A 20,859-nucleotide genomic window follows, 5' to 3' on the forward strand; every position below is an offset into this window, starting at 1 on the left:
AAGGTGTAAGCGTGGTCGACAGAGTTCCGGCTGCGCGAGTCTCTCAGGCTTCCGACAGAGGGGCACGAACATGTCGCTTCCCGCGGCATGCGTGCGATTCTGGAGGAATGATGAGCAACACCGAATCCCTGAAACATCTGCCGCTGGAAGCGCTGCATGAAGATGCCGGCGCACGTTTTGGCGCATTCGCCGGCTGGCGCATGCCCCTGACCTATCCCGCCGGCGTGATGAAAGAGCACATCCACACGCGCGAAAGCGCCGGACTGTTCGACATCTCTCACATGCAGCTCTTCGAGGTTGAAGGCGCAGACGCAGCAGCCTTCCTGTCGCGCGCCTGCCCGCTCGATGCGACGGCGCTTAAGGAAGGCCAGTCGAAATACACCGTCCTTCTCAACGAGAATGCCGGCATCATCGATGACCTGATCGTCACCCGGCTCGGCGAAAACCGCTACATGATCGTGGCGAATGCCGGCAATGCCGCGAAGGATGAAGCGCATTTCCGCGCCATCGCCGCAGATTTCGACATTTCCTTCACCGCGCTCAAGCGCGTCCTCCTCGCCCTTCAGGGCCCCGACGCAGAAGCCATTCTGATCGCTGCCGGCCTCGACCTCAGCGATCTCGTCTTCATGACCGGCACAGAGCCGCATGAAGGCTGGTTCGCCACCCGTTCGGGCTACACCGGCGAAGACGGTTTCGAGGTGGCGCTGCCGGTCGATCAGGCGGAGCGCTTTGCCCGCAAACTGCTCGACGACGAGCGCGTCCAGTGGGTTGGCCTTGCCGCCCGCGACAGCCTCAGGCTCGAAGCCGGGCTCTGCCTGCATGGTCAGGATCTCGACGAGACGACCGATCCGGCCAATGCCGCCATCCTTTGGGCCGTGCCGAAGGCGCTGCGCTCCGAAGGCCGGTTCATCGGCGCTGAGGCCCTGCAGAAGATCATTGCCGATGGCGCGAAGGAAAAGCGCGTCGGCCTGAAGCCGGAAGGCCGCCAGCCGGTGCGCGCCGGCGCACCGCTCATCAACGAAGCCGGCGAAAAGGTCGGCCGCGTCACATCGGGCGGTTTCGGCCCCTCCGCCGGTCATCCGGTGGCGATGGGCTATGTCGCCAAGGGGCTTTCCGAACCCGGCACCCGTCTTTTCACCGAAGTGCGCGGCAACCGCATCGCACTTGATGTCCATACCCTGCCCTTCACGCCGCAGCGCTACAAAAAAGGATAACAGCCAGATGAGCCAGACCTATTTCACCGAAGACCACGAGTGGATCAAAGTCGAGAACGGCGTCGCAACCGTCGGCATCACCGATCACGCTCAGGAACAGCTCGGCGATCTGGTGTTCGTGGAACTACCCGAAACCGGCGCAACGCTCTCCAAGGGCGACACCGCCGTCGTGGTTGAATCCGTGAAGGCCGCTTCCGATGTGTACGCGCCTGCCGATGGCGAGATCTCCGAGGTCAACGAAGCGCTTGCAAGCGACCCGGCCCTCGTGAACTCCGCCCCCACCGGCGATGGCTGGCTGTGGAAGATGAAGCTCTCCGATGAAAGCCAGCTCGAAGGCCTGATGGACGAAGCCGCCTACAAGGCGTCGATTGCCTGAGGAAACACCATGTCCGCCAACACACTCCCTTTCGCCGCCCGCCATATCGGCCCGCGCGGTGAAGAAACCAAGGCCATGCTGGCCACGCTCGGCGTTCCGTCGCTCGAGACGCTGATCACGCAGGCCGTGCCGAATTCGATCCGCCTCGACCGTCCGCTCGACCTGCCGCCGGCAGCCAGCGAGACCGAGGCGCTCGAAGAACTCGGCGCAGCCATGCGCCAGAACAAGGTGCTCAAGAGCTTCATCGGCGCCGGCTATCACGGCGTGAAAGTCCCGCCGGTCATCCAGCGCAACCTGTTTGAAAACCCTGCCTGGTACACGGCCTACACGCCCTACCAGTCGGAAATCAGCCAGGGCCGCCTTGAGCTTCTGTTCCACTTCCAGACGCTGGTGACGGAACTGACCGGCCTGCCGGTCGCCTCTGCCTCGCTTTTGGACGAAGGTTCGGCCGTGGCCGAAGCCGTGGGCATTGCCTGGCGTCATCATCGCTCCAAGCGCAGCAAGCTGGCGATTGCCGGCGAACTGCACCCGCAGACCCGCGACGTGGTGGTCACCCGCGCGGAGCCGCTGGGCATCGAGGTCGATGGCGACACGATTGACGACAACACCTTTGCCCTCATCGTTCCGTGGACCGACACCTATGGCGTTCATGGCGACCACGGCGCGCTGGTCGCCGAGGCAAAGGACAAGGGCGCCATCGTCATCATGGTGGCCGACCCGCTCGGCCTGCTGTTGAGCGAAACGCCGGCAGCGCTCGGCGCAGAAATCGCCGTTGGCTCGATGCAGCGTTATGGCGTTCCGATGGGCTTTGGCGGTCCGCACGCGGCCTATTGCGCCGTATCGGACAAGCTGACGCGCCTCATGCCCGGCCGTCTCGTCGGCCAGTCGGTCGATGCGCATGGCCGTCCGGGCTACCGTCTGGCGCTGCAGACCCGCGAGCAGCACATCCGCCGCGACAAGGCGACCTCCAACATCTGCACCGCGCAGGCGCTGCTTGCCAACATGGCCGCAGCCTTTGCCATCTGGCATGGCCCGGAAGGGCTCGCTGCAATTGCCGAGCAGGTGCATGAGCGCGCAGCCCGCTTCCATGCGGGCCTCAAGGCTGCCGGCCTTTCGCTTGCAGGCGATGTCATCTTCGACACGGTCACCGTCACCGTTCCCGGCAAGGCGCAGGAGATCGCGGCCGGAGCCGAGGCCGAGGGTCGCCTTGTGCGGGTTCTCGACGCGGACCGCGTCAGCGTCGCCTTCGACGAGACGACGACCGAGGACGATCTGGCTGCACTGGCAGCCCTGTTCGGCGCCACCGTGCCGGAGAGCGCACCGCGCCTTGCCCCGGCCGCAGCGCGCGGCGAAGGCTTCCTCACGCAGCCGGACTTCCATTCGCACCGCTCGGAAACGGAAATGATGCGCTTCCTGCGCAGGCTCGCCGACAAGGATCTTGCGCTCGACCGCGCCATGATCCCGCTTGGCTCCTGCACCATGAAGCTCAACGCCGCTGCCGAGATGATGCCCGTGAGCTGGCCGGAGGTGGGCGGTCTTCACCCCTTCGCTCCGCCGGAGCACACGGTGGGTTATCGTCGCATGATCGACGATCTGGACCGCTGGCTCTCGGAAATCACCGGCTTCGATGCAGTTTCGCTGCAGCCCAATGCCGGTAGCCAGGGCGAATATGCCGGTCTTCTGGCCATCCGCCGCTATCACGCCGAGCGCGGCGAAGGTGACCGCGATATCTGCCTCATCCCGTCCTCCGCCCATGGCACCAACCCGGCGTCCGCCTCCATGGCCGGCATGCAGGTGGTGGTCGTGCGCTGCACGGAAGATGGCAATATCGATCAGGACGACCTGAAGGCGAAGGCCGTAGAGCACGCCGACAAGCTGGCGGCGCTGATGCTGACCTACCCGTCGACCCACGGCGTGTTCGAGGAAGGCGTGCGCGACATGTGCGCAGTGATCCACGAGCATGGCGGCCAGGTCTATTTCGACGGCGCCAATCTCAACGCGATGGTCGGGCTTGCCCGTCCGGGCGATCTGGGAGCGGATGTCTGCCATCTGAACCTGCACAAGACCTTCTGCATTCCCCATGGCGGCGGCGGACCGGGCGTTGGCCCGATCGGCGTCAAGGCGCATCTGAAGCCGTTCGTGCCGGGACATGTGGCGCTCGGCAGCAGCCATGCGGTGGCCGCAGCCCCCTATGGCAGCGCGTCGATCCTGCCGATCACATGGATGTATATCCGCATGATGGGCGGCGACGGCCTCAAGCGGGCGACGGAAATGGCAATCCTCAACGCCAATTACATCGCCCACAGCCTGAAGGAGCACTACCCGGTGCTCTACAAGGGCCGCAACGACCGTGTCGCGCATGAGTGCATTCTCGACACGCGGGTGTTCAAGGATCGCGCCGGCATCACCGTCGACGACATCGCCAAGCGGCTCATCGACTATGGCTTCCACGCCCCGACCATGAGCTTCCCCGTTGCGGGCACGCTGATGGTGGAGCCGACGGAGTCGGAGCCGAAGAGCGAAGTCGACCGCTTCTGCCAGGCGATGATCTCCATCGCCGAAGAAGCTGCGCGGGTGGAAAAGGGCGAATGGCCGAAGGATGACAATCCGCTCGCCAACGCCCCGCACACCGCCATGGAGCTGATGGGTGACGACTGGACGCATCCCTATAGCCGCAGCGAAGCCGCCTTCCCCGAAGGTTCGCTCGAGGCAGCGTCCAAATACTGGCCGCCCGTCTCGCGCGTCGACAATGTCGGTGGCGACCGCAATCTGGTCTGCGCCTGCCCGCCCATCGAAGCGCTGGCAAGCTAGAGCATCGGACCGAAAAGTGGAGCCCGGTTTTCGGGTTGTTCCGATACTCCATTCATAAACTGGATCGTCCTTTTGTGCGTCCGACTGGACGCACCGCGATCCAGCCCTCTATGAAACGGATCATCTCCCCAAGCTGGGGAGATGATCGCCTCAATTGCCGCGCACCTCTTGGCGCGCGCCCTCGCTTTCTGGTAAAGCGTCGTCCACACACTCCGAACGGAACCGGAACAGGCTTCGCTTTGCCTTGCAAACCATGGCAAACTGCGGGCTGATTCGCGGACAGGAAACAACACGCTTCATGGACGACAACAACGACCTCTTCGCCGGAATGCCTGCCGCCGGGACGCATGCCAATGTGGAACGTGCGAAAACGCCCGAGCCGGCAGCGCCTCAGCGCAAGCCCGCTGCGCGTCCCGCGCCATCTGCATCGCCCGCCCCGTCGGGCGACGGCTACAGTGCGGCCGACATTGAGGTTCTGGAAGGTCTGGAGCCCGTTCGTCGCCGTCCCGGCATGTATATCGGCGGCACCGACGACAAGGCGCTGCACCACCTGTTCGCCGAAGTCATCGACAACTCGATGGATGAGGCGGTGGCCGGCCACGCCACCTTCATCGAAGTGGAACTCGACGAGGAAGGCTACCTCTCCGTCACCGATAACGGTCGCGGCATTCCGGTCGATCCGCACCCCAAGTTCAAGGACAAGTCGGCGCTCGAAGTCATCATGACGACGCTGCATGCCGGCGGTAAGTTCGATTCCAAGGTCTACGAGACCTCCGGCGGCCTGCACGGCGTTGGCGTGTCCGTGGTCAACGCCCTGTCCGAACTCCTTCAGGTCGAGGTTGCCCGCAATCGCCAGCTCTTCCGCCAGACCTTTTCGCGCGGCCTGCCGCAGGGCGGACTGGAGAAGCTCGGCGACGTGCACAACCGGCGCGGCACCAAAGTGCGCTTCAAGCCGGACGAAGAAATCTTTGGCAAGGGCGCGAAGTTCGAGCCCGCGCGGCTCTACAAGATGGCCCGCTCCAAGGCCTATCTTTTCGGCGGCGTGGAAATCCGCTGGATCTGCGCCCCTTCCCTGATCGGTGAGAAGGACGAGACGCCCGAAAAAGCGACCTTCCACTTCCCCGGCGGTCTCAAGGACTATCTGGCCGCCTCGCTGGACGGGCAGTTCCAGGTCACCAAGGAAATTTTCTCCGGCCGCAGCGAAAAGACCACCGGTCATGGCGCTGTGGAATGGGCGATCACCTGGTATGGCGGCGACGCCATGCTCAACTCCTATTGTAACACCGTGCCGACGCCCGAGGGCGGAACCCACGAAAGCGGTTTCCGCAACGCGCTCCTGCGTGGCCTGCGCGGCTATGCGGAGCTGACCGGCAACAAGCGCGCTTCCATCATCACCTCCGAAGACGTGATGATCTCGGCCGCAGGCATGCTATCGGTGTTCGTGCGCGAACCGGAATTCGTCGGCCAGACCAAGGACAAGCTGGCGACGGCTGCGGCCACCCGCATCGTCGAAAACGCGATCCGCGATCCGTTCGACCACTGGCTTGCAGAAAACCCGCAGGAAGCCTCCAAACTGCTCGAATGGGTGGTGGCGCGCGCCGATGAGCGCCTTCGCCGCCGTCAGGAGCGCGAGGTCAGCCGCAAGAGCGCCGTGCGCAAGCTGCGCCTGCCCGGAAAGCTCGCCGACTGCACCATGGGCGCGGCAGCGGGTGCTGAAATCTTCATCGTCGAGGGCGACTCGGCTGGCGGCTCCGCCAAGCAGGCGCGCAACCGCGCCAGTCAGGCCGTTCTGCCGCTGCGCGGCAAGATCCTCAACGTCGCCAGCGCCGGCTCCAACAAGCTCGCCGCCAACCAGCAGATTTCCGACATCACACAGGCGCTCGGCTGCGGCACGCGCTCGAAATACCGTGAAGACGATCTGCGTTACGACCGCGTCATCATCATGACGGATGCCGACGTCGACGGTGCGCACATTGCCTCGCTGCTCATCACATTCTTCTATCAGGAGATGCCGCAGCTCATCGAGAATGGCCATCTCTACATGGCTGTTCCACCGCTCTACCGCCTCAGCCAGGGCGGCAAGACCATGTATGCGCGCGACGACGCCCACAAGGACGAGCTTCTGGAAACGGAGTTCACGGGGCGCGGCAAGATCGATATCGGCCGCTTCAAGGGTCTGGGCGAGATGATGGCGAGCCAGCTCAAGGAAACGACCATGGACCCGGCCAAGCGCACGCTGCTGCGCGTCACCGTGCTCGACGGTCAGGAAGCCACCAAGGGCGCCATCGACAGCCTGATGGGAACCAAGCCCGAAGCGCGCTTCCGCTTCATTCAGGACAATGCCGAGTTCGCTGAAGAACTGGATATCTGACGCGCAAAGCCGGCATTGATGCCGGCGACGCGGGTGCCCTTCTGTCAGGCGGCGGCGATCGCCTGCGCCTGAAGGCGTGCGTTCTCACGCAGGGCATCGAGATGGATTGAGCGCAGCAGGCCAGCGAGCTCGGCAGATTCCGCTGCCGGACCGGACTGGCCGGGCGTCGCGCCAATGCTCTCCATCATCAGCCAGGAAACCTCCTGCGCACCGGCCACACGCCGCCCCTGCGCGACGTCACGCCAGACCGACAGCGCCCGGATCAGGGGGCGATGAAAGGGCTTTGCAAGCCCCGCCTTCTGCAAAAGCGCCGATACGGCCAGATCGCGTCCGTTCACAAGCAGGCCGCGAATGCGCGTGTGCGACTGCCCGGTGAGCGCCATCATCACATGGCCGAAGAAATCGATCTTGCCATGCGCCACCATGCGCACGATGAAACCTGCCGTCAGATCACCACGCATGCGCAGATGCTCCACCAGCGCTTCGTGCTCATCCGGGTCAATCGTCTCGATCAGCGTGAGCGAGGCGCGCACGCATGCATCACGCGTCAGCTTCTCGGCCCGCGCCGCACCCACCAGCGCCTTGACCAGCGGCGCTTCGCGCAGGGCTTCGCCAAGCTGCACGAGAAGCGTGTGCCTGCAATCGGAGGGAAGACGCTGATCGGCCGCCAGCGCCACGCGCATGCGCGGCTCATGGCCATGACGCTCAATCATGCGGCGAAAGCTCACTGCGGCGATCTCCGCGCTCGGATTGTCGACCATCGCCAGACAGGCTTCGAGCGACCCCACCTCTGCAATGGCGGCCGAAACCCCCATGGCGAGCTGCGGACGCTGTGCAACAAGCCGCTGCGTCCCTTCGCGGCCGTCGCCCACGCGGTCGATAAGGTCGGAATCGGAAAGCATCGGCGAGCGCGCCAGGATCGGCGCAGCCACGTCCGGCTGGTCGGCGGCAAGAGCGGCGATCACCTGCATGGGCGCATGCCGGCTCATCGAGAGCGCTTCGGCCAGTGCAGCGCGCACCTTGGATGAAGGATCGTCGAGCAGCGCCGTCAGCGCGGCCTCGGCCGCGTAGCGGTCCTCAAACGGCAGTTCCCGGTCGAGATAGGCTCTGGCGAGAGCTGTGGCAGCCCCTGATCTGTCAACCACTCTGGCAGTCTCCATCCATTTAAGAAAATGCTGAACTACTTGCACTGAAGTCACGCTCCCGCCCTGTCTGGAATGACCCTAGCGCGAATTCGTATAGGAAACGTTTACCATAAGTGCCCGCTTGCGAGGGGCCGGCAGCCCGCCTATCAAGAAAGAGAGGATACATTGGTCAAACGGGATGCGGAGGACACGATGGCCGGTCTTTACCTAGAGGAATTCCAGCCGGGACAGGTGTTCCAGCACACGCTGCGCAAGAGCGTCACCGAAAGCGACAACATGCTGTTTTCGACCATGACGCTGAACCCGCAGCCGCTCCACATCGATTTCGCCTTTGCCGAGAAGACCGAATGGGGCAAGCCGCTCGTCAACTCGCTCTTCACGCTGGGGCTGATGATCGGCATCTCCGTTCACGATACGACGCTTGGCACGACGGTCGCCAATCTGGGCATGACGGAGACGGGCTTCCCTCACCCGGTCTTCCACGGGGACACGATCCGGGTTGAAACGGAGGTCAAATCGGTGCGCGAATCCAAATCCAAGCCCGACCGCGGCATCGTCGAGTTCGAGCACCGCGCCTACAATCAGAATGACAGGCTGGTGGCGCGCTGCCTGCGCCAGGCCATGATCCTCAAAAAGAAAGACGCCTGATCATGCGTTCGCTTCTATTCGTGCCCGGGGATTCCGAGCGCAAGCTTGAAAAGGCGCTTGGTTCCGCAAGCGATGTGCTGATCATCGATCTGGAAGATTCGGTCAGCCCCGACCGCAAGGCCGAAGGCCGGCGCATCACCACCGCTTTCCTGGAGGACGCGCGCGGCCGTACGGGCGCGCAGCTCTATGTACGGGTCAACGATCTGTCGAGCGGCCTGACGGAAGACGACCTCGCCGGCGTCATGCAGGCGGGTCCCGATGGCGTGATGCTGCCCAAGGCCGAGGGCGGCGCAGATGTGGCGCGCCTTGCCGCCGCATTGCGCGTGCACGAAGCAGAAAACGGCATTGAAGACGGAAGCACACGCATCCTGCCGATCATCACGGAAACGGCGCTGGGCGTCCTCAACGCCGCCAGCTACCGGGGTTCGAGCGACCGGTTGGCCGGGCTGACCTGGGGCGCGGAAGACCTGTCAGCCCATATCGGCGCGCTCGCCGCGCGCCATGAAGACGGAAGCTATACGCCGCTCTTTCAGCTCGCCCGCAGCATGACGCTGCTGGCGGCTGCGGCGGCAGGCGTTCCGGCCATCGACACCGTGTTCCCGAACTTTTCGGATACAGAGGCTTTTGCAAGGGATTGCCAATTGGCGGCGCGCGATGGCTTCGTCGCCAAGATGGCCATCCACCCGGCGCAGGTCGCACCGATCAACGCCACCTTCACCCCCTCCGCCGGGGAGGTGGAGAAGGCCCGCGCCGTGGTGGAGGCCTTCTCTGCCGCCGGAAACGCTGGCGTGGTCAATATTGGCGGGCGGATGTATGACCGCCCGCACCTGGCGCTTGCCGAACGCGTGCTTGCACGCGCAGCCGACGCGTCGTCAGACTAGAGTGGGGAGAAGCATCGGATTAACCCGAAAACCGGGCTACTCCGACTGCCCTGGCGCGTCAGTCGCCCTTCCACTGGGGGCGCGTCATCTGGAAGACCTCGGTCACAGCCGAATAGTCACGATATCCAAGACGGGCGAGATTGCCGGCAGCAACGGCATCGAACATGCCGTCCTTCAAAACGGCATCGCTGATGTGAACGCCGACCACCTCACCGGTCACCACGATGACGCCTGCCCACGCGCCATCGAGGCCGAGCGGACGACGCACTTCGGTCACCTTGCATTCCAGAGCAGCATGGCATTCGGCCACGCGCGGCGGCGCAACCAGCGTCGATGGGGCTTCCGTAAGTCCGACAAAGGCAAACTCGCTGACACCGCGCGGCGCATCGACCGAGCTTGCATTCAGCTGCTCGGCCAGATCATGGCTTGCAAGATTGACGACGAACTCGCCGGTTTCTTCCGCATGGGTGGCGCTGTCCTTCGCCCCTTCCGAGGAGAAAAACACCAGATGCGGATTGGACGAGATCGCATTGAAGAAGGAGTAAGGCGCAAGGTTTGCCGTTCCGTCCTTCGACAGGGTCGAAATCCAGCCGATCGGACGCGGCGAGACGATCGCCTTGAACGGATCATGCGGCAGGCCGTGCCCCTTGGAGGGTTCGAAAAACATCATGCTTCCCACGGGCCGGAGTAATCGGAAACAATGGCGTCCAGCGCAGGGCGCGGCCGCTCGACCAGTTCCACATCATAGGAACCGATATGCACGAAGCCGACCACACGCTCCTGCGGCGCCAGCCCCAGAATGCGGCGGCCTTCCGCATCGTCGGAATACCAGTTGGTGATGAGATTGGTGCCATAGCCGAGCGCATTGGCTGCAATCATAAGGTTCATGGCCGCCATGCCGCCGGACAGGAACATCTCCCATTCGGGAATGGTCGGGCTTTCCTTGGGCACGCAAACCACACCGATCACCAGCGGCGCGCGGGAAAAGCGGTTGCGCTCCTGCTCCAGACGCGTTTCCGGCAGCTCGCCCTCACGCTCGACCGCGCGTTTTGCCAGTGCCTCGCCAATCTCGGTGCGCGCATCGCCACGATAGAGAATAAAGCGCCAGGGTGTCAGTCGCCCGTGATCGGGCACGCGCGAGGCTGCGGTCAGGATGGTCTCGATTTCCTTGTCGGAAGGAGCTGGTTCCGCGAGGTCTTTCACCGGCGTGGAGCGGCGCGCGAGCATGAAATCAAGCACGGATGGATGCACTGTCTGTCTCCTGTGGGATCTGCATTGCCTGAAACAGGTTGTCTGGCTGGCAAAAGCTGGCTTTTCGCTGGAACCAGATCGCATAATCGCCTTGAAATTGCCACCGCCTTGGGCTTCATGTCAGCTATGCGCGGTTCACTTAAAACGACTCTGTCTCTTCTCGCCCTGTGCACGCTGTCCTTTCAGGCGTCGAACGTCATGGCGCAGGAGGATGCGGCGAAAGCCGTCGACGGCCTGCGCCTGCCCGGCCTCAACAATTATGCCCCCGCCTCCGTGGATGATGCGCTCGCCATTGCCGACACCGGCGAGGTCACGCTGGTCGCGCATCTGAACGAAGGCGGCGACGAAATCCCGAACGGTCTCGTCTGGCGTATTTTCGGCACGCAGCCCGGCCCCGATGACAAACTGCCGCTCGTCGCAACCGCGCGCGGCGGCAACAGCGTCTTCGAGCTCGCCCCCGGCAGCTATCTCGTCCATGCCGCCTATGGACGCGCAGGCGTGACGAAGCGCATCACGGTCAGCCGCGAGCCCATGCGCGAAGACCTGTTCCTCGATGCCGGCGGTCTCAAGCTCAACGCGATCCTGCCCGGCGGCGTGCGCATTCCGCAGAACCAGCTGCGCTTTGCCATCTATGAGGCGACGGAAGACAATATCGGCGACGGTGCGCTGATCCTGCCCAAGGTCGAGCCCGGCAGCATCGTCCGGCTCAATTCCGGCACCTATCACGTGGTCTCCAATTACGGAGACATCAACGCAGCGATCCGCTCCGACATCCGCGTGGAAGCCGGCAAGCTGACGGAAGCGACGGTGGAGCACCGCGCCGCCGACCTTACCATGAAGCTTGTGCGCGAACGCGGCGGCGAAGCCATTGCCGATACCGCCTGGTCGGTTCTGACCGACACGGGCGAAATCGTCTACGAAACGGTCAGCGCCTACGCCTCCATGGTTCTTGCCGAAGGCAATTACACGATTGTCGCCAAGAACCGCGACCGCATCTACCAGCGCGACTTTTCGGTCGTGCCCGGCCGCAATCAGGATGTGGAACTGCTGCCAACCGATCTGCTCGACACGCGCAATCAGTTTCCCGACTGAAAACCGGAACACATCGCAGAAATGAAAAAGCCCCGCTGCATCCAGCGGGGCTTTCTTCGTTTTGAGCGCCTTACAGCTCAGGCCTTCGCGGCCTTGCGCTTCAGGTCCGGCGGCGTTGCCTCTTCGACCAGCATGGCGGTCACATCGGCCATCGACATGGACGCCTGATCGCGGCTGCCCAGCCGGCGAATGTTCACCGTACCTTCTTCCGCTTCGCGCTTGCCGCAGACGAGGATCACCGGAACCTTGGCCAGCGAGTGCTCGCGGACCTTGTAGTTGATCTTCTCGTTGCGCAGATCCACCTCGGCCAGAAGTCCGGCCTCCTTCAGCGTCTCCGTCACTTTCAGTGCATATTCGTCGGCATCGGACGTGATCGTCGCCACCACCACCTGCACCGGTGCGAACCAGAGCGGGAAGTGACCGGCAAAGTTCTCGATCAGAATGCCGAGGAAACGCTCCATCGAGCCGCAGATCGCCCGGTGCACCATAACCGGCTGCTTCTTCTCCGAATCCTGATCGATGTAGAACGCACCGAAACGCTCCGGCAGGTTGAAGTCGATCTGCGTCGTGCCGCACTGCCATTCGCGGCCGATGGCGTCCTTCAGAACATAATCGAACTTCGGCCCGTAGAACGCGCCATCGCCCGGATTGATCGCCGTCTTGATGCGGCTGTCCGAGGCGGCGATCTTTTCGAGAACGCCCGTCATGATCTCCTCGGCGTGATCCCACAGCGCATCCGATCCGACGCGCTTTTCAGGCCGCGTGGAGAAGAAGACCGTGATCTCCTTGAAGCCGAAATCGGCATAGGTAGAGAGGATCAGGTCGTTGATCTTCAGGCATTCAGCCGCAAGCTGGTCTTCCGTGCAGAAGATGTGCGCGTCGTCCTGCGTGAAGCCGCGCACACGCATCAGGCCGTGCAGCGCGCCCGAAGGCTCGTAGCGATGCACATTGCCGAACTCGGCCATCCGGATCGGCAGGTCGCGGTAGGACTTCAGGCCATGCTTGAAGATCTGCACGTGACCGGGACAGTTCATCGGCTTCAGTGCGAAGGTGCGGGTGTCTTCCGCCTCGTCGTCCGCGCACTCGACCTTGAACATGTTCTCCTTGTACCAACCCCAGTGACCGGAGGTCTCCCACAGGCTCTTGTCGAGCACCTGCGGAGCGTTGACCTCATCATAGCCATCGGTTGCGAGCCTGCGGCGCATGTAGCTCACAAGGTTCTGGAACATGCGCCAGCCCTTGGAGTGCCAGAACACGACGCCCGGGCCTTCTTCCTGGAAATGGAACAGGTCCATCTCGCGGCCAAGGCGACGGTGGTCGCGCTTCTCGGCCTCTTCCAGCATGTGGAGATACTGGTCGAGCTCTTCCTGCGTGTGCCAGGCCGTGCCGTAGATGCGGGTCAGCATCGGATTGTTGGAATCGCCGCGCCAATAGGCGCCGGCCACCTTCATCAGCTTGAAAGCCTTGCCGATCTGACCGGTGGAAGCCATGTGCGGTCCACGGCAGAGGTCGAACCAGTCGCCCTGCGCGTAGATCTTGACGTCCTGATCCTCGGGGATCGCGTCGATCAGCTCGACCTTGTAGCTCTCGCCCTTTTCGGCGAACACTTCCTTGGCCTTGTCACGCGACCAGACTTCCCTGGTGAAAGGCTTGTTGCGCGCAATGATCTCCGCCATCTTCTTCTCGATGACCGGCAGGTCTTCGGGCGTGAAGGGCTCATTGCGGGCGAAGTCGTAATAGAAGCCGTTCTCGATCACCGGACCGATGGTGACCTGGGTGCCGGGCCACAGTTCCTGCACGGCTTCGGCGAGCACATGCGCGGCATCGTGACGGATCAGTTCCAGCGCGCGCGGGTCGTCACGGGTGACGATCTCGATATCGCCGGACGTGCCGACAGGCTCCGACAGATCGCGCACCGTGCCATCGAGCGCATAGGCGACGGACTTCTTGGCGAGCGACTTGGAGATGCCGGCTGCAATGTCAGCGCCGGTCGTCGCCGCGTCATACTCGCGAACGGAGCCATCGGGAAATTTTAGGGAAACGGCCTCGGCCATAAGTCTTCTCCTTATCCAGTCCCGCCAACGAGCGCGGGTGGTTTGGGCATTCTGGGTTTGCGGGCCCGAAATAAGCATTTCGCCAGCGAAGGTAAAGGGCAAACCGGCGGCAGTAGTGTCGCGGCTATTTCAGCCAGTAGTCTTCCGCCCCTATCGGCATGGCGCCAAGCACCCGCCGCAGCCGCTCCTCGCCAACCTCCGCACGCAGGACAGCGGCGACATCTCCAATGGCGGTTTCAGGCGCAGTGTTGTGCGGTTCCCGCACGGCCTTCATCTCCCGGTGCAGCGTTTCACGATCGGGAAACGGAGTGACTTCCGCCTCAACATCCCAGCCTTCAATGAAGATCACCCGCAGGAGCGGTGGCAGGACTTCCGCAAAGGCCAGCGCGTCCTTCACCGGCACGTGGCTGCGAAACACGTGCAGCACGGCGCGCGTCATCGCATAGCTCTGATTATGCGAACCGCGCATGGACTGCTTTTTCACCGCATCGAGAAAACGCCGGAAATCGCGGCTGGCGTAAAGATAGTCCATCGGCACCGTCATGAATGCTCGCCTTTCTGCCGCGCCACCCGCCAGAAGCGCCACGGCGTCCACCATTTCAGGTCTTGTTCCAGCACATCGGGCACCGGATCGATCCCATGTGTGCCGCCCGGCCCGCACCGCACCACGCGGAAAAGTCCCATCCAGCCGCCCGACCACAGCCCATGCCGGGCAATCGCCTCATAGGTGTATTCCGAGCAGGTTGGGAAATGCCGGCAGGAATTGCCGATGAAGCCCGACAGGGTGAGCTGGTAGAGCCGCACGAAAGCCGTTCCGAACAGGCGACCGGGCGTCTTCGGCCAGGGGCCCTGCCAGTTGCGGCTGCGAATGGGTTGAGCCATGATCAGGCGGCAGCGCCAGCGCGCGCCTTTTCGATCTGGTCGATGGCATCCACCACCGCATCGAAGGTGAGAAGCGTGGAAGCATGGCGCGCCTTGTAGCCGCGCACCGGCTCCAGATATTTCAGATCCTCGAAGCGGCCTGCCGGCGGCGGGCCTTCTTCCTTGAGCATGGCGTACATCGCGTCACGCACATGGCGCAGCTCATCAGCCTTCGCACCCACCACATGCGCAGCCATGATCGAGGACGATGCCTGACCGAGCGCACAGGCCTTCACCTCATGCGCGAAGTCTGTGACCGTGTCGCCATCCATCTTGAGATCGACAATGACAGTGGAGCCGCAAAGCTTTGAGTGCGCCTTTGCCGTGGCGTCGGGATTATCCAGCCGTCCAACCCGCTGAATATTGCCGGCAAAGCCAAGAATTTTCGCGTTATAGACATCGTCCAGCATGGTTTTCCCGCTCTGCCGCAGCCGAAACAAATCAAAGTCGTTTCGGCATCTTTCCTTCTGCTTCAAGGCACTTATATAATGATCGCTATGGGCCCGCGACAAGGCATGATGCCGCTGCGGGTTCCAGTTTCGCGCACGCCACTGTCGGGCCGGGCTGAGAATTTTTCTCCAATACCCGCTGGATAAGGCCGTGAACCGTTCAACTCGTTCCTGCTGAGACAGGAACTACGGGAGACGCCTTCTATGGACGCCATTATCAAGAACTTTCCGCCTCATGCCGATAAGGGTGAAGCCACTGCGGAGAAGAATTCCTATATGGACAAAGCAGTTACTGATCGCCCCTCTCAGGAAGAGGTCGAAAACGCCGTTCGCACGCTGCTGCGCTGGACAGGCGACGACATCAACCGTGAGGGCCTGATCGAGACGCCCAAGCGCGTCGCCAAGGCATATCGCGAAATGTTCTCCGGCTACGACCAGTGTCCCGCCGAAGAACTCGGCCGCACCTTCGAGGAGGTGCAGGGCTATAACGACATGGTCCTCATCAAGGACATCTCGTTCCATTCCCATTGCGAACACCACATGGTGCCGATCATCGGCAAGGCGCATGTCGCCTATCTGCCGGACGGCAAGGTGGTCGGATTATCCAAGATCGCCCGCGTGGTCGACATCTTCGCCCGCCGCCTGCAGACGCAGGAGGCCATGACGGCGCAGATTGCCCATGTGATTCAGGACGTTCTGAAGCCGCGCGGCGTTGCCGTTCTCGTGGAAGCCGAGCACATGTGCATGGCCATGCGCGGCATCCGCAAACAGGGTTCGGTCACGCTGACGACGACCTTCACCGGCGCCTATCGCGAAGACCTTCAGGAACAGGCGCGCTTCATGACCATGCTGCGCGACAAACACGGCTGATGACCACACTCACGTTTCCCCCTGCCCCATCCGACAAGGCCGCGCTCGAAGAGGGCGCGGCTTTTTCTCCGCGCTTCGATGCCAATGGCCTCATCACGGCCGTGGTGACGGACGCCGACACCAATGCACTTCTGATGGTGGCGCACATGAACGCCACGTCTCTCGCCATGACCCTTGAAACCGGCATCGCCCACTACTGGTCGCGCTCGCGCGGCAAATTGTGGAAGAAGGGCGAGACCTCCGGCAATGTCCAGCACATCGTCTCCATCGCCACCGACTGCGATCAGGATGCGGTGCATCTGAGCGTACGCGTCGCCGGCGATGGCGCAACCTGCCACACCGGTCGCCGCACCTGCTTCTACCGCAATGTGAGCATTCGCGACGGCAAACCGGTTCTGGTCGACCTCGGCATGAAGCCTTTGGACGACAAAGACGGACATGCTTGACCGAAAGTCGGTCTCGATTTCTTGAACGCCCGAAGCGTAGACTTTCTCCTCGGGAGCGCCCATCTACTGGGAAGGGGTAGTAGCCGCGTTCCTCGGTGAGGCAGCGTTGAACCATTCGGTTCGCCACAGCGACGCATATTCACCAATTCGATACAGTCCTCAGGCATGATGCTTCCGGGGACGAGGAGATGAACATGCTCGATTGGGCATCTCTACGCAGGAAACAGGAAAACCGGGAAATCGACGTGATTTCGCCGGAACCGCCCCCGCTTGATCCAGCGCCCGCGCCTGAAAAAGGCGGCATTGCCCTGGCTCTTGGCGGCGGCGCGGCTCGTGGCTGGGCGCATATCGGCGTCCTCCGCGCCCTCGATGAAGCCCAGATCCCCGTCGGCATGATTGCCGGAACATCCATCGGTGCACTGGTCGGCGGCTGCTATCTGGCTGGCAAGCTCGATGAGCTGGAAGAATTCGCACGGTCCCTCACCAAACGCCGCATCTTCGGCCTGCTCGACATCAATTTTGGCGGCAGCGGCCTGTTCGGCGGCATGAAACTAACGGCCCGCATGCAGGAGCACCTTCAGGACGTCACCTTCGATGACCTCGCCAAACCCTTCGTCTGTGTCGCGGCGGAAATCCGCACCGGTCATGAAATCTGGCTGTCGAAAGGATCGCTGATCACCGCCATGCGCGCGTCCTATGCGCTGCCCGGCGTTTTCGAACCCGTCACCTGCAATGGCCGCGTTCTGGTGGACGGCGCGCTGGTCAATCCGGTTCCCGTTTCCGCCTGCCGCGCCTATGAGCAGCCTCTGGTCATGGCGGTGAACCTGCATTACGACCTGTTTGGCCGCGCCGCCGTCATCAAGCATTCCGCCGACATGCCGCAGGAAAGCGAGGAAGGCGAGACTGCGTCTCTGGTGGTCGACAAGGGGCCGCAGCAGCGCGATCAGCGCCTTGGCATCACCGGCGTCATGGTCGAGGCGTTCAACATCATTCAGGATCGCATTTCACGGGCGCGCATGGCCGGCGATCCGCCCGACCTGTCGCTTCAGCCCAAGCTCGGCCATATCGGCCTGACGGAATTTCACCGCGCTGACGAGGCGATCACCATCGGTTACGAAACCACGCAGGCCCGGCTTACCGAACTCGAACGCCTGCTCACGGTCCTCGGATAGGCGCAGCCCTCAGGCGCTGGCCGCATCCTGGAGCCGCAACTGGATGCGCTTGTTTCCATTCCAGTGATTGGCCGCCAGCGTGCCCGCCACGTGAATGGTCGCACCGCGATTGCCAAACAGGAAATTGCCGAGATCCGTTTCCGCCGCACGGAAAGCAATCGCCTCCATGCGCGCGCCGGTCTGTGAGCGCAGTTCGGCGCGGATATGGCCATTGCCCACCACACGCGCATCCGCCAGACGGTGGCGCGGCAGCGCCAGAACCGGCGTCGAATGCCCGGACCCGAAAGGCCCGGCCGTCTCCAGTGCATCGAGCAGCGCAAGGTTCGCGCCATCGGCAGAAAGCGCTGCATCGATCTTGAGGCTCTCAGCGTCGCGCAGCCGCTTTACTGCACTCGCCGCCCGCTCCTCGAAGAAGGCGCGCAGCGGCCCAAGCTTCTCGCGCTCAACCGTGATGCCGGCAGCCATCGCATGCCCGCCGCCCTTGACCAGAATGCCCTCGGCCACCGCCTCGCGCACGATCTTGCCGAGATCGAAACCGGGAATGGAGCGGCCGGAGCCGGTGCCCTTGCCATTCGGACCGAAGGCGATGGCGAAGGTCGGTCGCCTTGCGTGATCCTTGAGACGGGAGGCGAGCAGCCCGACAATGCCCGGGTGCCAGCGGTCGCTTGCCGTTACCAGAACCGCAGGCCCCTCGCCCGAAATCAGTTCTGCATCGGCCTCCGCCTTCGCCTCGGCCAGCATCACCGTTTCCATTTCCTGCCGCTCGGTGTTCAACCGGTCGAGCGTCTCGGCGATCTTGGCAGCCTCGGCCGGATCGTCGCTGGCGAGCAGATTGCTGCCCAGCGCCGCATTGCCGATGCGCCCGCCCGCATTGATGCGCGGGCCGATCATGAAGCCCAGATGGTAGGGGTTGAGCGGTTCGCCGATGCGCGACACCCGCGCCAGCGCAGCCAGTCCCGGCGTGTTCATCTGGCGCGCGGCCACAAGCCCTTTCACCACGAAAGCACGGTTGACGCCAACGAGCGGCACCACGTCGCAGACCGTGCCCAGCGCCACCAGATCAAGAAGGCCGAGCAGGTTCGGCGGCGGCTTGGAGACACCGCCCTGACGCAGATGCTTCGCGGTCTGGACAAGCGCCAGAAACACGACGCCCGCAGCGCACAGGAACCCCTGGCCGGAAAGATCATCCTCGCGATTGGGGTTCACCACAGCAACCGCATCCGGCAGATCGCCGCCCACCTGGTGGTGATCGAGCACGACCACATCCGCGCCCGCCTCGTTGGCGGCGGCGATGGCGGCGGCGCTGTTGACGCCGCAATCGACGGTGACGATGAGGCTCGCACGCCCCGCAAGGTCGCGCATCGCGTCGGGATTTGGGCCGTAGCCCTCGAAAATGCGGTCGGGAATATAGATCTCGGCGTCGATGCCGTAATGCCCGAGAAAGCGCTTCATCATGGCCGAGGAAACAGCGCCATCGACGTCGTAATCGCCGAAGATCGCCACCTTTTCGCCGCGCCGCACCGCATGGGCGAGCCGCTCGGCAGCCTTGTCCATGTCGGTCAGCGTTGCCGGATCTGGCAAGAGATCGCGAATGGTCGGATCGAGGAAGCGCTCTGCATCGTCGATATCCACCCCGCGGCCGGCTAGAACCCGCGCCACGATTTCGGGAATGCCATGGGTCTGCGCCATGGCCAGCGCAGCGTTCTCGCCGCGCAGGTCAAGCCGATGCTCCCACGCAAGACCGCGTGCGGAGTGCCGGACATCGAGGAAATACCGTTTTTCGCCAGTCATTACCGCCTACGTTTCACAGCGGCCGAACAAAGGCAAGCGGGCCGTAACCCGCTTGGATATTTGTGCGTCCTCTCGGACGCACAAAGGACGATCTAAACCTATTGAGCAAGCGTCGGAGCGCACCGAAAGCCGCCCCTCCACTTTTCGGTCCGATGCATTAGATCGCCGTGCGTCCATCAGGACGCACAAAGGACGATCTAAATCATTGATGGAGCATCGGAATGACCCGAAAACCGGATCCCACTTTTCGGTCCGATGCTCTAAAACTTGTCCAGATCCTGGTGGCGGGCGATGATTTCGCGCACCGTCTGCGAAGAAGAGCGCATGACGATGGTGTGGGTGGAGATCTGGTCACGGCCGAACTTCACGCCCGAAAGCAGGTTGCCGTCCGTCACGCCGGTCGCAGCGAACAGAACGTCGCCCTTGGCCATCTCGTCCATGCGGTAGACCTTGGCGGGATCGGAAATGCCCATCTTGGCCGCGCGCGCCACCTTTTCCTCGGTGTTGAGCTGCAGACGTCCCTGCATCTGGCCGCCGATGCAGCGCAGGGCAGCAGCAGCCAGAACGCCTTCCGGCGCGCCACCGATGCCCAGATAGATGTCGATGCCGGTTTCGTCCGGGTCGGTCGTGTGGATCACGCCGGCCACGTCGCCATCGCCGATCAGGCGAATTGCAGCGCCGGTGCCGCGCACTTCCTCGATCAGGCGCGCATGGCGCGGACGATCGAGAATGCAGGCCGTGATCTCATTGACCGGAACGCCCTTGGCCTTGGCCAGCGCTTCGATGTTCTCCACGGCTGGCGCATCGAGATCAACAACGCCCTCGGGATAGCCCGGGCCGACGGCAATCTTTTCCATGTAGACGTCGGGCGCATAAAGCAGGCTGCCGCGCTCTGCGATGGCGATCACCGCCAGCGAGTTCGGCAGGTTCTTGGCGCAGATCGTGGTGCCTTCCAGCGGGTCGAGCGCGATGTCGACTTCCGGGCCTTCGCCCACGCCCACTTCCTCACCGATGTAAAGCATCGGCGCTTCGTCGCGTTCGCCTTCGCCGATCACCACCGTGCCCTGAATGGGCAGGCGGTTGAGTTCGGAGCGCATCGCGTCGACGGCCACCTGATCGGCGGCCTTCTCGTCACCACGTCCGCGCAGCCGCGCAGCAGCCACAGCCGCGCGCTCCGTCACACGAACGAGTTCCAGCGTGAGAATGCGGTCGAGACCCGCCTGCGAGGCTTTCAACATTGACTCAAATCCTGATGTTCTTCCGCTCCCCATGAGCGGGCCGGCTTCTTGTGACAAAGACGGCGCGGGACGGCAAGTCCCTCACCGCCCCGTCAAAAACATGAACCGATTGAATAAATGTGACAGACG

The 20,859-nt window shown here is 63.1% G+C and carries 19 protein-coding genes; 10 read left to right on the forward strand and 9 right to left on the reverse strand.

Annotated elements, in window-relative coordinates; translation table 11 throughout:
- Positions 1-110: 110 nt before the first annotated feature.
- The 4 genes from gcvT (at position 111) to parE (ending at position 6,772) form a co-directional block, all read left to right on the forward strand.
- A complete protein-coding gene (gcvT, locus tag DEJ54_RS15985; protein ID WP_113156333.1) occupies positions 111-1,214 on the forward strand; it encodes a glycine cleavage system aminomethyltransferase GcvT in 1,104 nt (367 codons plus the stop codon).
- A 7-nt stretch (positions 1,215-1,221) separates the two neighbouring features.
- Positions 1,222-1,590, forward strand: a complete 369-nt coding sequence (gcvH, locus tag DEJ54_RS15990; RefSeq protein ID WP_113155437.1) for a glycine cleavage system protein GcvH — start codon at positions 1,222-1,224, stop codon at positions 1,588-1,590.
- 9 nt (positions 1,591-1,599) lie between these two features.
- Positions 1,600-4,401 carry an aminomethyl-transferring glycine dehydrogenase gene (gene gcvP, locus DEJ54_RS15995; RefSeq protein WP_113155438.1) on the forward strand — a complete coding sequence of 934 codons (2,802 nt, stop codon included), beginning with the start codon at positions 1,600-1,602 and terminating at the stop codon, positions 4,399-4,401.
- A gap of 298 nt (positions 4,402-4,699) precedes the next feature.
- The gene (gene parE / locus DEJ54_RS16000; protein WP_113156334.1) at positions 4,700-6,772 is read left to right on the forward strand and encodes a DNA topoisomerase IV subunit B; all 2,073 of its coding nucleotides are present in this window, start codon (positions 4,700-4,702) and stop codon (positions 6,770-6,772) included.
- A 44-nt stretch (positions 6,773-6,816) separates the two neighbouring features.
- Here the strand turns inward: parE and DEJ54_RS16005 are convergent, their stop codons facing one another.
- Positions 6,817-7,932, reverse strand: coding sequence for a DUF2336 domain-containing protein (locus DEJ54_RS16005; RefSeq protein WP_113155439.1), 1,116 nt, complete (start codon positions 7,930-7,932; stop codon positions 6,817-6,819).
- A 177-nt stretch (positions 7,933-8,109) separates the two neighbouring features.
- Here DEJ54_RS16005 and DEJ54_RS16010 point away from each other — a divergent pair, with 177 nt between their 5' ends.
- A complete protein-coding gene (locus tag DEJ54_RS16010) occupies positions 8,110-8,565 on the forward strand; it encodes a MaoC family dehydratase (RefSeq protein WP_113155440.1) in 456 nt (151 codons plus the stop codon).
- 2 nt (positions 8,566-8,567) lie between these two features.
- Entirely contained in the window at positions 8,568-9,446 is an 879-nt protein-coding gene (locus DEJ54_RS16015; protein WP_113155441.1) for a CoA ester lyase, read from the forward strand.
- A 58-nt stretch (positions 9,447-9,504) separates the two neighbouring features.
- On the opposite strand, the gene DEJ54_RS16020 is transcribed toward DEJ54_RS16015, so the two are convergent.
- Together DEJ54_RS16020 and DEJ54_RS16025 are read right to left on the reverse strand one after the other, a co-directional pair.
- The gene (locus DEJ54_RS16020; RefSeq protein ID WP_113155442.1) at positions 9,505-10,113 is read right to left on the reverse strand and encodes a flavin reductase family protein; all 609 of its coding nucleotides are present in this window, start codon (positions 10,111-10,113) and stop codon (positions 9,505-9,507) included.
- The gene (locus DEJ54_RS16025) at positions 10,113-10,673 is read right to left on the reverse strand and encodes a nitroreductase (RefSeq protein ID WP_210343945.1); all 561 of its coding nucleotides are present in this window, start codon (positions 10,671-10,673) and stop codon (positions 10,113-10,115) included. The genes DEJ54_RS16020 and DEJ54_RS16025 overlap by 1 nt, the downstream gene beginning before the upstream one ends.
- A gap of 222 nt (positions 10,674-10,895) precedes the next feature.
- On the opposite strand from DEJ54_RS16025, the gene DEJ54_RS16030 reads away from it, so the two are divergent.
- The gene (locus DEJ54_RS16030) at positions 10,896-11,789 is read left to right on the forward strand and encodes a hypothetical protein (protein WP_113155444.1); all 894 of its coding nucleotides are present in this window, start codon (positions 10,896-10,898) and stop codon (positions 11,787-11,789) included.
- A 77-nt stretch (positions 11,790-11,866) separates the two neighbouring features.
- On the opposite strand, the gene thrS is transcribed toward DEJ54_RS16030, so the two are convergent.
- From thrS to DEJ54_RS16050, 4 genes are all read right to left on the reverse strand, one after another.
- A complete protein-coding gene (gene thrS / locus DEJ54_RS16035; RefSeq protein WP_113155445.1) occupies positions 11,867-13,843 on the reverse strand; it encodes a threonine--tRNA ligase in 1,977 nt (658 codons plus the stop codon).
- A gap of 124 nt (positions 13,844-13,967) precedes the next feature.
- Positions 13,968-14,387, reverse strand: a complete 420-nt coding sequence (locus tag DEJ54_RS16040) for a DUF2267 domain-containing protein (protein WP_113155446.1) — start codon at positions 14,385-14,387, stop codon at positions 13,968-13,970.
- Positions 14,384-14,725, reverse strand: a complete 342-nt coding sequence (gene yidD / locus DEJ54_RS16045; protein WP_113155447.1) for a membrane protein insertion efficiency factor YidD — start codon at positions 14,723-14,725, stop codon at positions 14,384-14,386. Before yidD ends, DEJ54_RS16040 begins: the two co-directional genes overlap by 4 nt.
- A gap of 2 nt (positions 14,726-14,727) precedes the next feature.
- Entirely contained in the window at positions 14,728-15,174 is a 447-nt protein-coding gene (locus DEJ54_RS16050; protein ID WP_113155448.1) for an iron-sulfur cluster assembly scaffold protein, read from the reverse strand.
- Between the two features lie 243 nt (positions 15,175-15,417).
- On the opposite strand from DEJ54_RS16050, the gene folE reads away from it, so the two are divergent.
- The 3 genes from folE to DEJ54_RS16065 all read left to right on the forward strand — a co-directional run bounded on the left by folE (position 15,418) and on the right by DEJ54_RS16065 (position 17,701).
- A complete protein-coding gene (gene folE, locus DEJ54_RS16055) occupies positions 15,418-16,083 on the forward strand; it encodes a GTP cyclohydrolase I FolE (RefSeq protein WP_113155449.1) in 666 nt (221 codons plus the stop codon).
- On the forward strand, positions 16,083-16,529 hold the full coding sequence (gene hisI / locus DEJ54_RS16060; protein WP_113155450.1) for a phosphoribosyl-AMP cyclohydrolase: 447 nt from the start codon (positions 16,083-16,085) through the stop codon (positions 16,527-16,529). The genes folE and hisI overlap by 1 nt, the downstream gene beginning before the upstream one ends.
- Before the next feature lie 188 nt (positions 16,530-16,717).
- On the forward strand, positions 16,718-17,701 hold the full coding sequence (locus DEJ54_RS16065; protein WP_371685904.1) for a patatin-like phospholipase family protein: 984 nt from the start codon (positions 16,718-16,720) through the stop codon (positions 17,699-17,701).
- Between the two features lie 9 nt (positions 17,702-17,710).
- Here DEJ54_RS16065 and recJ read toward each other — a convergent pair whose 3' ends face one another.
- Complete coding sequence (recJ, locus tag DEJ54_RS16070) at positions 17,711-19,492, reverse strand: single-stranded-DNA-specific exonuclease RecJ (protein WP_113155451.1); 1,782 nt, start codon at positions 19,490-19,492, stop codon at positions 17,711-17,713.
- Positions 19,493-19,752: 260 nt separating this feature from the next.
- Positions 19,753-20,730: a class II fructose-bisphosphatase gene (glpX, locus tag DEJ54_RS16075; protein WP_113155452.1), complete on the reverse strand. Its 978-nt coding sequence runs from the start codon at positions 20,728-20,730 to the stop codon at positions 19,753-19,755.
- Between the last annotated feature and the right edge of the window lie 129 nt (positions 20,731-20,859).

It is taken from the genome of Nitratireductor sp. OM-1 (assembly GCF_003296175.1).
Taxonomy (GTDB): domain Bacteria; phylum Pseudomonadota; class Alphaproteobacteria; order Rhizobiales; family Rhizobiaceae; genus Nitratireductor; species Nitratireductor aquimarinus.